We start from the raw sequence: 12,839 nt of genomic DNA, 5'->3' as shown, positions 1-12,839 counted from the left end.
TCACACCAGCGCCTTGCCGCCGGCGAATGCCTTCGCGGTCGCCTCGTCGTTGGCCTGCTCCGGCAGCAGCATCTCGTTATGCGCCTTGCCGGAGGGGATCATCGGGAAGCAGTTTTCGAGTGCCGCGACGCGGCAGTCGAACAGCACCGGGCGCTTGACCGAGATCATTTCCTTGATGGCGCCATCGAGATCGGCCGGTTTGTGCACCTGGAGGCCGACGGCGCCGTAGGCCTCCGCCAGCTTGACGAAATCCGGCAGCGCCTCCGAATAGGAATGCGACAGCCGGTTGCCGTGCAGCAGCTGCTGCCACTGGCGCACCATGCCCATGTACTGGTTGTTCAGGATGAAGATCTTGATCGGCAGCTCGTACTGAACCGCCGTCGACATCTCCTGCATCGTCATCTGCACCGAGGCATCGCCCGCAATGTCGATGACGAGACTGTCCGGGTGCGCCACCTGAACGCCGACCGCGGCCGGCAGACCGTAGCCCATCGTGCCGAGACCGCCCGAGGTCATCCAGCGATGTGGCTCCTCGAAGCCGTAGAACTGCGCCGCCCACATCTGATGCTGGCCGACCTCGGTCGTGATGTAGGTATCCTTGCCGCGCGTCGCTTCGAACAGGCTCTGGATCGCGTGCTGCGGCAGGATGACGTCGTTGCTCTTCTTGTAATAGAGCGAGTTACGGGCGCGCCATTGCGCGATCTGCTGCCACCACGACTTGATGTCGGGCTTCTTCGCCTCCGCCTTGAACACCTGGAGGATGTCGCCGAGGACGTTGCCGCAATCGCCGATGATCGGCACGTCGACCCGGATGTTCTTGTTGATCGAGGACGGATCGATGTCGATGTGGATCTTCTTCGAGCCCGGCGAGAACGCATCGACGCGGCCGGTGATGCGGTCGTCGAAGCGCGCGCCGACGCACAGCATGACGTCGCAATCATGCATGGTCATGTTGGCCTCGTAGGTGCCGTGCATGCCGAGCATGCCGAGCCAGTTCTTGCCCGACGCCGGATAGGCGCCGAGGCCCATCAGCGTCGAGGTGATCGGAAAACCGGTGACCTCGACCAGCTCGCGCAACAGCTTGGTCGCCTCGGGGCCGGAATTGATCACGCCGCCGCCGCTGTAGATCACGGGACGCTTGGCATTCGCGAGCAGCGAGACCGCTTTGCGGATCTGCGTCGCATCGCCCTTCAGGCGCGGCGCGTAGGAGCGGTGCACGTCCGATTTGCGCGGCGGATGATAGGTGCCGGTGGCGAACTGCACGTCCTTGGGGACGTCGACCAGCACCGGGCCCGGACGGCCCGAGGTTGCGACGTAGAAGGCCTCATGCAGCACCTTTGCGAGATCGTTGACGTCGCGCACGAGCCAGTTGTGCTTGGTGCAGGGGCGCGTGATGCCGACGGTGTCACATTCCTGGAACGCGTCGTTGCCGATCAGATGCGTCGGCACCTGGCCGGAGATGCAGACCAGCGGGATCGAATCCATCAGCGCGTCCGTCAGCGGCGTCACCATGTTGGTGGCGCCGGGGCCGGAGGTCACCAGTGCGACGCCCGGCTTGCCGGTCGAGCGCGCATAGCCTTCGGCGGCATGGCCCGCGCCCTGCTCGTGGCGGACCAGGATGTGCTGGACCTCGCTCTGCTGGAAGATCTCGTCGTAGATCGGAAGCACCGCGCCGCCCGGATAGCCGAAAATGTCGGTCACGCCGTGATCGATGAGCGCGCGGACGATCATCGCGGCGCCGGTCATCTGGTTCGGATCGTGGCTCTTGTCGCTCATTGGCTTGCTCCGGATGCGCTGTTGTCAGCGGCTTCATTCGTGTCGGGTTCGGGAAATAAAAAAGGCCCCGAAGAGGGCCCATGCACACCGCCTGTCGTGTGGATGGCAGCTAGCCACCCCCGGCGGTGTGCCTGGGTACGACGGCGATAAGGAGTTTGGTAATAATGTTACGCATGGCGGCGCTCGGCTTCCCAAAGGTTGCGCGAACATAGCGGCCAAAGCCTGGATGTCAAGGCAATGCGGCCGTTCCCGCGCGATTTTGGCAGTGTAGCGGTGTTCCCCGGGTTCGGCGAGAGGTAAATTCGGGAACCCGGCACAAAAGCGCGTCAATCGAGGTCCCGCTCCGCGGTCGCGATCGCCGCGAGCCATCCCCTCGCTTCCTCCGGCCTGACCCATTCGAAGTCGGGCAGCTGGTGCCGGAACCAGGTGAATTGCCGCTTAGCGTAGTGGCGGGTATCGCCGCGGCCGATGCTGGCGGCCTCCTCCAGGCTGAGCTCGCCGCGGAGGTGCCGGATCAACGACGGCACGCCATGGGCCTTCATGGCCGGCAGCAGCGGATCGAGATGCCTGGCGGCGAGCCGCTCGACCTCCTTGAGCGCGCCGGCGCCCAACATGGCATCGAAACGAGCATCGATGCGGGCATAGAGCTCGTCACGCCCGGGCGCGAGGAAGATCGCACGAAAACTGTCCTTGGGCAGCAGCGGTGGCTGTCCCTCGCGGTGCCAATCGAGCAGCGAACGGCCGGTTGCCTCGATCACCTCGAGCGCGCGGGCGATGCGGGTGCGGTCGCGCAGGTCCAATCGCTCGGCCGCGCGCGGATCGCGGGCTGCGAGTTCCGCGTGCAGCGCCTCGACGCCGTTTCGCTCCAGCCGCGCGCGCACGTCCTCGCGCAGCTCGGCGGGGATCGGCGGCACCACGGAGAGACCCGTGGTCAGTGCCTTGAAATAGAGCCCGGTGCCGCCGATGAAGATCGGCAGGCGTCGCTGCGCCCTCGCCTCATGGAGCGCCTTCGCCGCATCGCTTACCCAGGCACCGGCCGAGAAATTCACGGCGGCATCGACATGGCCATAGAGCCGATGTGGCACGAGCGCCTCGTCCGCTGCGGTCGGCCGCGCCGTGATGATGCGGAGGTCACGATAGACCTGCATGGAATCGGCATTGATGACGACGCCGCCGGCGGTGAGCGCAAGCTCGACCGCCAGCGCCGACTTGCCGCTGGCGGTCGGGCCTGCGATAAGCACGGCCTTGCTCGAATGCCCCTCGCTCACGAAAACCTCAAATGTCCCTCGTCGCCACGCTGATCTGCAACCCTGACAATCCCGCGCTGGACTCGACCATCGTCGACGGCGCCCGCGCCGTGCTGCCGCAGGCGGCGCCCGCGCACTGGCTGTTCGACGGGGTTGCGGTCGACATTCCCTTCGGTGCCGACAGTAACCTCGAAGGCGACCGCCACGCCATCGAGCAGCGGTTGCGCGAGCTCCGCGGCGACCTGCCCATCGACATCGTCGTGCAGCCTGTTGGCTTCAGGCGCAAGAAGCTTTTTCTGGCCGACATGGATTCCACCATGATCGGCCAGGAATGCATCGACGAGCTCGCCGATCTCGTCGGGGTGAAGGCACACGTCGCCGCCATTACCGAGCGTGCGATGCGCGGCGAGATCGAGTTCGAGCCGGCGCTGCGCGAGCGCGTCGCGCTGCTCAAGGACCTGCCGGCCAGCGCGGTCGACGAGGTGCTGGCCAAGCGCATCACGCTGACGCCGGGCGGCCGCGAGCTGGTCGCGACCATGCGCGCGAACGGCGCCTATACCTGCCTCGTCTCCGGCGGCTTTACGTTGTTCACGCGCGCGGTCGCCGCCAAGATCGGCTTCCAGGAGAACCGCGCCAACGAGCTCGTCGTGCGCGACGGCAAGTTCACCGGCGAGGTCAAGGAGCCGATCCTGGGCCGCGCCGCGAAGCTCGCGACGCTGGTGGACCTGATGGAATCGTTCGATCTCGACGACATCGACTCGGTCGTGGTCGGCGACGGCGCCAATGACCTCGCGATGATCCAGGCCGCGGGGCTGGGGGTGGCCTATCACGCCAAGCCGGCCGTGGCGGCGGCTGCGGCGGCGCGGATCGATCACGGCGATCTCACTGCGCTGCTCTATGCGCAGGGGTATCGGCGCGACGAGTTCGTGGAGGGGTAGCCGCTCTTGGTGCACGCTCAGCAGCCGTAGGGTGGGCAAAGGCGCCCTTGCGCCGTGCCCACCATTGTTGCCGCGAGAGTAGAAAGATGGTGGGCACGCTTTGTTTTGCCCACCCTAGGACCGTGCGTTTCCTACTGCACGCTCAGCGCGACGAAGCGCAGCTCGCCGTCGCCGTTCGAGACCAGCAGCAGCACCGATTTCTTGCCGTCCTTCTTGAGCTGGTCGACCCGCTTCTGGATGTCGGCGCCGCTCGACACCGCCTCCTGCGCCACTTCGACGATGACGTCGCCGGCGGACAGGCGCTTCTCGGCGGCGTCCGAATTGGCGTCGACATTGGTGACGACCACGCCCTTGACGCTATCCTTGATCTTGTAGCGCGTGCGCAGATCCTTGCTCAGCGCTGCGAGATCGAGGCCGAGCGCCTTCTGCGTCACCGGCTTCTCGGGCGCCGGCTCGTCGGTCTTCACCGCGGCCTGCACCTTGTCGGGATCCTGGAGGCGGCCGAGCGTGACCTTCTTGATCTCCTCCTGGCCCTTGCGGATGATGACGACGTCGACCTCCTTGCCGACCGCGGTGTCGGCGACGACGCGGGACAGGTCCTTCGGGTCCTTGACGTCCTTGCCGTCGAACTTGACGACGACGTCGCCGGGCTCGATCCCGGCGGGCTTGGCCGGGCCCTTGTCGTCGACGCCGGCGACCAGCGCACCGCGCGCGGGCTTGATGTTGAGGCTTTCGGCGATCTCGTCGGTGACGCTCTGGATGCGCACGCCCAGCCAGCCGCGGCGCAGCTCGCCGAACTGGCGGAGCTGGTCGACGACGCCCACCACCGTCTTCGACGGCACGGCGAAGCCGATGCCGATGGAGCCGCCGGACGGCGAGATGATCAGCGTGTTGACGCCGATGACGTCGCCGTCGAGGTTGAACAGCGGACCGCCGGAATTGCCGCGGTTGATGGAGGCGTCGGTCTGGATGTAGCTGTCGTACGGCCCGGAGGAGATGTCGCGGTTCTTGGCCGAGACGATGCCGGCCGTCACCGTACCACCGAGACTGAAGGGATTGCCGATCGCGACCACCCAGTCGCCGAGGCGCAGCTTGTCGCTATCGCCGAACTTCACCGCGACCAGCGGCCTCGTCGGCTTGATCTTGAGCACGGCAAGATCGGTCTTCTTGTCGACGCCGACCAGCTCGGCCTTGATCTTGGTGCCGTCGTTCAGGATGACGTGGATCTCGTCGGCATCCGCAATGACGTGGTTGTTGGTGACGACGACGCCCGCCGTGTCGATGATGAAGCCGCTTCCGAGCGAGTTGGTCTTGCGCGGCGGGTTGTTGTCGCCGCGCTCGCCGCCCTTGCTGCCGCCGCCGGGACCCCGGCGGTTCTTGAAGAAGTCGTCAAAGAACTCCTCGAACGGCGAGCCGGGCGGCAGTTGCGGCATGGTGTTGCTGCCGCCCCCCTTGGCCTCGACCGTCTGCGAGGTCGAGATGTTGACGACCGCGTCGATCACCTTCTCGGCTACGTCGGCGATGCCATCCGGTCCACGCGCATGGGCCGGCGTGCCGAACGCGCTGAAAGCACCGACGGCGAGCGCGGCCAGCCCAATTCGCACACCAAGTCGCACCCGGCGGCGCGAGCGGGACGGGGCAATGGTGGCAGCGGTCATTGTGATCTCCAGACAAAGGGATTCGGCGCCAGACTGCGCTCGAACGGGGGCACGGCGCAAGCGCGGAGCTTCACGGGCCTCAAGAGCCCGATAATACGGCGAAAACCAGTCTGGCGCCTTCACTTTGGCGTTGGCCGAAGCCCTAAATCGGCCGACGCATAACCCAGATCAGGACCAGTCCGGCCACGGCCGAGGCAATCCCGACCGCCCGCAGGATGTTGTCCGGAGTGGCGATGGCGCTTTTCATGGCTTTGCGCATCCAGTTTGGACTGGCCGCGAACATCAAGCCTTCGAGCACGAACAGGATGCCTAGGCCGATGAGGAAGTCGGCGAACGCAATGGACCTCATCGGAATGGAACCTCCCGCTATGCTGTTCTTGTCTGGACGAAGGGCGGCGAAATCCGCCGCCCTTGTCGAGCCCTTGTCTAGCTTACGGCTTGGCCGGCGTCTCGGTTGCCATCTTGCCGGACGGGTTGCTGAAGTACCGGAAGAAATCCGAATCCGGCCGCAGCAGGAAGCGGGTATCGCTGGCACGTAGCCCGTTCTCATAGGCCGTCATCGACCGGTAGAAGGCGAAGAAGTCGGCGTCCTTGCCGTAGGCTTCCGCAAACAGGCGGTTGCGCTCGGCATCGCCCGCACCGCGGGTCTGCTCAGCCTGCGAATTGGCTTCCGCGATGATGACAGTCGCCTCGCGGTCGGCCTTGGACCTGATCTCCTGAGCCTTCTGTCCACCCTGTGCCCGGAACTCGGCGGCCTCGCGCTCACGCTCGGTCTTCATGCGCTGGTAGACCGCCTGGCTGTTTTGCTCCGGCAGGTCGGCGCGGCGGATCCGGACGTCGACGACCTGAATGCCGTAGCCATCGGCCTCGCGGTCGAGCTGGTCGCGAATGCGCAGCATCAGCTTCTCACGGTCGTCCCGCACCACGTTGATGAAGGTGACCTCGCCGAGCACGCGGCGCAGCGCCGCGTTCAGGAGCGTGGTGAGCTGGATATTGGCGGCCTGGATCGAGCCGACGCTCTGATAGAAGCGCAGCGCATCCTTGATGCGGTAGCGCGCGAAGGCATCGACCACGAGCCGCTTCTGGTCGGAGGCGATCGCCTCCTGCGACGGGTTCTCCAGGTCGAGAATCCGCTTGTCGATGTTGATCACCGAATTCCACGGCGCCTTGAAGTGCAGGCCGGGCGCGGTGACGACGTCGACCGGCCTGCCGAACTGGAGCACGATCGTCTGCTCGGTCTGCTGCACCGTGAACAGCGACATGTAAGCCACGATCAGGACCAGGAGCAGCCCGAGCAGCGTGACGAAACCTGTAACCGGAGACCTCATCGGCTGCCTCCGCTCGGCTGCGGACCGGTCGTAGGTGTCCGTTTTGGCGCCAGTTCGGGAAGCGGCAGATAGGGCACGACGCCTTGGGCCGAGGGGCCACCGTCATAGACGAGCTTCTCGGCGCCGCCGAGCACGCGCTCCATCGTCTCCAGATAAATCCGTTCTCGCGTCACGTCGGGCGCCTTCTTGTATTCCTCGTAAACCTTCAGGAAGCGCGCGCTCTGGCCCTTGGCCTCGGCGACCGCCTGTTCCTTGTAGCCTTCGGCGTCCTGCAGGATTTTGGCCGAACGTCCGCGCGCCTGCGGCACCACCTGGTTGGCATAGGTCTGCGCTTCGTTCTGCAGCTGCTCGAGATTGGCTCGTGCGGCCTGGACGTCGCGGAAGGCATCGATCACCTGCGCGGGCGGATCGACCTTTTGCATCTGCACCTGGGTGATCTGAATGCCGGCGCCGTAGCTGTCCAAAGTCTTCTGGATCAGCTCGTGCACGCCTTGCTCGGTGACGTTGCGCGCTCCGGTCAGGATCGGCTGGATCTGAGATCGGCCGATCACCTCGCGCATCGCGCTCTCGGAGACCGCCTTCACGGTACCTTCGGGATTCTGGATGTTGAACAGGAAGTCGCCGATGCCGTCCGGCTTGATGCGCCAGAGCACGGTGAAGTCGACGTCGACGATGTTCTCGTCGCCGGTCAGCATCAGGCTCTCTTCCGGCACGTCCCGAATGGAGCGGCCGCGCCGCGCCGGATCCTCGATCAGCGTCATGCCGATCGAGGTGGTGTTGACGCGCAGCGCCTTCGGCAGCAGCACGGTCTCGATCGGATAAGGCAGATGATAGTTCAGACCCGGCTGCACGGTGCGGACGTGCTTGCCGAAGCGCAGTACGACGCCGAGCTCTTCGGACTGCACGCGGAAGAAGCCCGACAAGAGCCAGAATGCCACGATCAGCAGGATGATCAGCGTGATGCCGATGCCGGAGAAATAACCGCCCGGCATGATCTGCTGGAGGCGGTCCTGGCCACGCCGCAGAAGGTCTTCCAGATCCGGCGGCCTCGGCCCGACCGGTTGCGGGCCTGAGCCCCATGGTCCCTTTGGACCCGAGCCCCATGGGCCACCGCCCTGATTCTTCCACGGCATTCGACGTTCTCCTCGGCAGGGTGGAATTGCCACCGCCCGCTTTGTCCGGTCCGGCTTTATAGGGGACAGGCAAGTCCCTTACAACGCAGCCCTGTCCGTCTTCCGAGCTATGCTCGGGCACGAAAAAGTCAATGTAAACATTGACGAAAGCGGTTAATGGCCGCGCCGCCGACGATATGTCACATAGGAGACGTCGGCGCTGTCGTCGGGGCCGGCAGGGTGGCGGATGCGTTCAACCTCGTCCCATTCCGCCTTGTCGATGTCGAAATGCGTGTCCCCTTCGGGGCGCGCATGCACTTCGGTGATCTCGAGACGATCGGCACGATCCAGCCATTGCCGGAAGATCTCGGCGCCGCCGATCACCGCGATCTCAGTGACCGAACGCCGCAGGGCATCGCCGCGCGCGACCGCCTCCGCATCCGCTGGCGACGTCGTGACGATGGCGCCATTGGCGCGATAGGCCGGATCGCGGGTGACGACGATGTTGGTGCGGCGCGGCAGCGGCCGGCGCAGGGTCTCGAAGGTCTTGCGGCCCATGATCACCGGCTTGCCGATGGTCAGCGCCTTGAAGCGCGCCATATCGGACTTCAATCGCCACGGCATCGCATTGCCCGCGCCGATGACGCCATTCTCCGCGATCGCGACAACGAAGACGATCTCCATCAGGCAGAGCTCCCGGCAAGCTGGGTCAGCGCAGGCCCGGTGACGCGGCACAAGGTCCAGTCGTCCATCATGACCGCGCCAAGCGATTTGTAGAACGCGATCGAGGGTGAGTTCCAGTCGAGCACCGCCCATTGCAGGCGCGACCAGCCGTTGTCGACGCATTCCCTGGCGAGATAGGCCAGCAGCGCCTTGCCGAGGCCTTTGCCCCGATGCGACGGCCGCACATAGAGATCTTCGAGATAGATGCCGTGGCGGCCGCTGAAGGTGGAGAAATTGAGAAACCACACCGCGAAGCCGACCGGCTCGCCGTTCCACTCCGCGATCGCGCAATAGAGCTGCGGCCTCTCGCCGAACAGCGCGTCGGCGATGTCGGCCTCGGTCGCCTCGACCTCGTGCGACAGCTTTTCGTACTCGGCGAGCTCGCGGACGAAGGAGAGAACGAGGCCGGCCTCTCCGGGCTGCGCACGGCGGATGGTCGGTGACATCGGTGTCAGACCGCGACGTCCGCCTTGATGTGCGGATGCGGATCGTAGCCGACGAGCTCGAAGTCCTCGTAGCGGAAGGAGAAGATGTCCTTCACTTCAGGATTGATCCGCATCACCGGCAGCGCGCGCGGCGCACGGCTGAGCTGGAGCCGCGCCTGCTCCAGGTGATTGGAATAGAGATGGGTGTCGCCGAGCGAGTGCACGAAGTCGCCGGGCTTGAGGCTGGTAACTTGCGCGACCATCATGGTGAGCAGCGCGTAGGATGCGATGTTGAAGGGCACGCCGAGGAAGACGTCCGCCGAACGCTGATAGAGCTGGCACGACAACTTGCCGTTCGCGACATAGAACTGGAACAGCAGGTGACAAGGCGGCAGCGCCATCTTGTCGACGTCCGCCGGATTCCAGGCGGTCACGATCAGCCGACGCGAATCCGGGGTGCGCTTGATCATGTCGATGACCTTGGCGATCTGATCGATGCTGCCGCCGTCGGGTGTCGGCCAGGAGCGCCACTGATGGCCGTAGACCGGGCCGAGATCGCCATTGGCGTCCGCCCATTCGTCCCAAATGGTGACGCCGTTGTCGCGCAGATATTTGATGTTGGTGTCGCCCTTCAGGAACCAGAGCAGCTCATGCACGATCGCCTTCAGCGGCAGCCGCTTGGTTGTCAGCATCGGGAAACCGGCCGACAAATTGAAGCGCATCTGATGGCCGAACACCGAGAGCGTGCCGGTGCCGGTCCGGTCGGTCTTCTCGGCGCCGTCTGAAAGAATCCGCTCGAGCAGGTCCTGATACTGGTGCATGTTGCGACTGAGCCTTTGGGGAGGCGGCGAACTTAGCGGCCGCCCCCGCGCTGCAACAGCGGCGATTCGCTGTCCCCGTCGATTATACCCGGAAAAGTGAGTGTTCCCGGCACAAACGACAAGGGGGCGAAACTCAGCGTTCCGCCCCTCGCCTAGCCCCTTGATCGCCTTCGCTTAATTTGCCGGCTTGAGCACCGGGCTCCACTTCGCGATCTCGTTCTTGACCAGGGTCGCCAGCGCCTCCGGGGTTCGGTCCTTCGGCGCGGGGATGACGCTGCCGAGTTCGAGCAGGCGCTTCTTCACAGTCTCGTCGTCGAGCGCCTTGACGGCGGCGGCGTTCACGCTTGCCACGATCGCAGGCGAGGTTCCCTTGGGCGCGAACATCGCGTTCCAGGCCTGAGCCTGGAATGCCGGCAGGCCGGCTTCCGCCGTGGTCGGCACGTTCGGCAGCGACGGGTTGCGCTCGGCCGTGGCGATCGCATAGGCCTTGATGGTGCCGGCATTGATCTGCGGGACGGCGTTGACGATCTGGTCGCACATGTAGTCGACCTGACCCGCCACCAGCGCATTCATCGCAGGTCCCGTCCCGTTGAAGGGCACGCCGACCGGCTTGATGTCGAGGATCGAGTGCAGAAGCTCGCACGAGACGTGCGAAACCGAGCCGACGCCGGCATGCGCGGCGTTCACCTTCTCGGCATTCGCCTTGACGTAGGTGACGAACTCCTTGAGGTCCTTCGGCGGAAAGTCCTTGCGCGCCAGGATCAGGATCGGCGTGCCCGCCAGCAGGGCGATCGGCTCGAAGTCCTTCTCGGGGTGATAAGCGAGCTTGGGATAGAGCGGCACAGAGGCGGCATGCGTGCCCATATGCCCGGTGATCAGCGTATAGCCATCATTGGCCGCACGCGCTGCACGCGTCGTGGCAGTGGTGCCGCCGGCACCCACGACGTTCTCGATGATGATGCTCTGCCCCAGCGTCTGCGCCATGTGCCCGGTGACGATCCGTGAGATCACGTCAGTCGGCCCGCCAGCCGCGAAGGGCACGATCATGGTAATGCTGCGCGTCGGATAGGTCTGCGCCTCAGCGGTTGCGATGAAGGCGCCCAGCGATGCTATCGCTGCTGCACATGCGCCTGCGAGCGCGCGAATGAACGTCATGGCGATCCCCCTTTGGACACAATAAAATGCCGGCCCAAAGGCCGGCATTTCCATTTCACAAAGCCGTAACACAAGTCGATTCGACTTCCGAATGCGGCGTGCCGACGCAGGGCGCGGCGCGAGCGCAGGGCGCGAGCGACCTCAGTTCTCGGACTCGGTGAACACCTCGTCGCGCTTGGCGCGCAACACGGGGAGCACCGTCAGGACAAGCAGGCTCGCCGCGACAGCAAGCAGCACCGCCGACAACGGACGCGTCAGGAACACGCTCCAGTCGCCACGCGAGATCAGCAGCGCCCGGCGCAGGTTCTCCTCCATCAGCGGTCCGAGCACCATCCCGAGCAGCAACGGCGCCGGCTCGAAATCGTGCTTGATCAGCCAATAGCCGACGAGACCGAACACACCCGCGAGGATGACGTCGACCGGCGCGTTGTTCACCGAATAGATGCCGATCGCGCAGAAGATCACGATCGAGGGGAACATCAGCCGGTACGGCACGCGCAAGAGCCGCACCCAGATTCCGACCAGCGGCAGGTTGATGATGATCAGCATGAGATTGCCGATCCACATCGAGGCGATCATGCCCCAGACGAGATCCGGCTGCTTCTGCATCACCTGCGGACCGGGCACGATGCCATGGATGGTCATGGCGCCCACCATCAGCGCCATCACCGCGTTCGGCGGGATGCCGAGCGTGAGCAGCGGAATGAACGAGGTCTGTGCCGCGGCGTTGTTGGCACTCTCCGGTCCCGCCACGCCCTCGATCGCGCCGCGGCCGAACCGGGACGGGGTCTTTGAGAGCTTCTTCTCGAGCGTATAGGCCGCGAAGGACGCGATCACCGCGCCGCCGCCGGGCAGGATACCGAGGATCGAGCCGAGCACGGTGCCGCGCAGGATCGGCGGCGTCGCATCGGCCAGGTCCTTCCTGGTGGGCATCAGGCCGGTGATCTTCTGCTGCACGAGGTCGCGGTTCATCTCGGCGCCGTGGTCGAGATTGCGGATGATCTCGGCGAAGCCGAACACACCCATCGCCACCGTCGCAAAGCCGAGTCCGTCGGCGAGCTCCGGAATGTTGAAGGCCATGCGCGAGGCGCCGGTCTCGATGTCCGAGCCGACCATCGACAGCAAGAGGCCGAACACGATCATCGCAATCGCCTTCAGCACCGAGCCCTTGGCCAGCACCACGGCGAAGATCAGGCCGAGCACCATCAGCGAGAAATATTCGGCCGGGCCGAACGCCAGCGCGAGTTTCGTCAGCGGTGCGCCGAGCAGTGCGATCAAGACGGTCGCGACGCATCCGGCGAAGAACGAGCCGATCGCGGCGATCGCCAGCGCCGGGCCGGCACGGCCTTGCTTCGCCATCTGGTGACCGTCGATGGCGGTCACGACCGATGTCGCCTCACCGGGTATGTTGACCAGGATCGACGTGGTCGAGCCGCCATATTGCGCGCCGTAATAGATGCCGGCGAGCATGATCAGCGCGCCCACCGGCGGCAGTCCGAAGGTGATCGGCAGCAGCATGGCAACGGTCGCGATGGTTCCGATGCCAGGGAGAACGCCGACCAGCGTGCCGACGAGTGCGCCGATCAGGCACATCAGGAGGTTGATCGGGGAGAACGCGACGGCGAAGCCGTGAGCGAGGTTGGCAAAGATATCCAT

12 protein-coding genes are annotated in these 12,839 nt (G+C 65.2%); 1 reads left to right on the top strand and 11 read right to left on the bottom strand.

The window, feature by feature from the left end:
• Window positions 1–1,776, bottom strand: coding sequence for an acetolactate synthase 3 large subunit (locus XI05_RS02345; RefSeq protein ID WP_271498366.1), 1,776 nt, complete (start codon window positions 1,774–1,776; stop codon window positions 1–3).
• A gap of 326 nt (window positions 1,777–2,102) precedes the next feature.
• Window positions 2,103–3,044 (bottom strand): tRNA (adenosine(37)-N6)-dimethylallyltransferase MiaA, encoded by a 942-nt coding sequence (miaA, locus tag XI05_RS02340; RefSeq protein ID WP_271498365.1) that lies wholly within the window; start codon window positions 3,042–3,044, stop codon window positions 2,103–2,105.
• Window positions 3,045–3,055: 11 nt separating this feature from the next.
• Between miaA and serB the strand changes: the two genes are divergently transcribed.
• Window positions 3,056–3,961 (top strand): phosphoserine phosphatase SerB, encoded by a 906-nt coding sequence (gene serB, locus XI05_RS02335; RefSeq protein ID WP_271498364.1) that lies wholly within the window; start codon window positions 3,056–3,058, stop codon window positions 3,959–3,961.
• Window positions 3,962–4,092: 131 nt separating this feature from the next.
• Here serB and XI05_RS02330 read toward each other — a convergent pair whose 3' ends face one another.
• The 9 genes from XI05_RS02330 to XI05_RS02290 form a co-directional block, all read right to left on the bottom strand.
• Entirely contained in the window at window positions 4,093–5,619 is a 1,527-nt protein-coding gene (locus XI05_RS02330) for a Do family serine endopeptidase (protein ID WP_271498363.1), read from the bottom strand.
• Window positions 5,620–5,761: 142 nt separating this feature from the next.
• Entirely contained in the window at window positions 5,762–5,968 is a 207-nt protein-coding gene (locus XI05_RS02325) for a DUF2065 domain-containing protein (protein WP_172787439.1), read from the bottom strand.
• Window positions 5,969–6,050: 82 nt separating this feature from the next.
• A complete protein-coding gene (gene hflC, locus XI05_RS02320; protein WP_271498362.1) occupies window positions 6,051–6,947 on the bottom strand; it encodes a protease modulator HflC in 897 nt (298 codons plus the stop codon).
• On the bottom strand, window positions 6,944–8,080 hold the full coding sequence (hflK, locus tag XI05_RS02315) for an FtsH protease activity modulator HflK (protein ID WP_271498361.1): 1,137 nt from the start codon (window positions 8,078–8,080) through the stop codon (window positions 6,944–6,946). Before hflK ends, hflC begins: the two co-directional genes overlap by 4 nt.
• Before the next feature lie 153 nt (window positions 8,081–8,233).
• On the bottom strand, window positions 8,234–8,743 hold the full coding sequence (locus XI05_RS02310; RefSeq protein WP_271498360.1) for a dihydrofolate reductase: 510 nt from the start codon (window positions 8,741–8,743) through the stop codon (window positions 8,234–8,236).
• On the bottom strand, window positions 8,743–9,228 hold the full coding sequence (locus XI05_RS02305) for a GNAT family N-acetyltransferase (protein ID WP_271498359.1): 486 nt from the start codon (window positions 9,226–9,228) through the stop codon (window positions 8,743–8,745). The genes XI05_RS02310 and XI05_RS02305 overlap by 1 nt, the downstream gene beginning before the upstream one ends.
• 5 nt (window positions 9,229–9,233) lie before the next feature.
• A complete protein-coding gene (locus tag XI05_RS02300) occupies window positions 9,234–10,028 on the bottom strand; it encodes a thymidylate synthase (RefSeq protein WP_271498358.1) in 795 nt (264 codons plus the stop codon).
• Between the two features lie 174 nt (window positions 10,029–10,202).
• Window positions 10,203–11,183 carry a tripartite tricarboxylate transporter substrate binding protein BugD gene (locus tag XI05_RS02295; RefSeq protein ID WP_271498357.1) on the bottom strand — a complete coding sequence of 327 codons (981 nt, stop codon included), beginning with the start codon at window positions 11,181–11,183 and terminating at the stop codon, window positions 10,203–10,205.
• A gap of 141 nt (window positions 11,184–11,324) precedes the next feature.
• Window positions 11,325–12,839, bottom strand: a complete 1,515-nt coding sequence (locus XI05_RS02290) for a tripartite tricarboxylate transporter permease (RefSeq protein WP_172787446.1) — start codon at window positions 12,837–12,839, stop codon at window positions 11,325–11,327.

Source organism: Bradyrhizobium sp. CCBAU 11357, from assembly GCF_028128865.1.
GTDB lineage: Bacteria > Pseudomonadota > Alphaproteobacteria > Rhizobiales > Xanthobacteraceae > Bradyrhizobium.
Note: the sequence above shows the minus strand (reverse complement) of the source record. Positions and strands in the feature narration are given on the sequence as shown.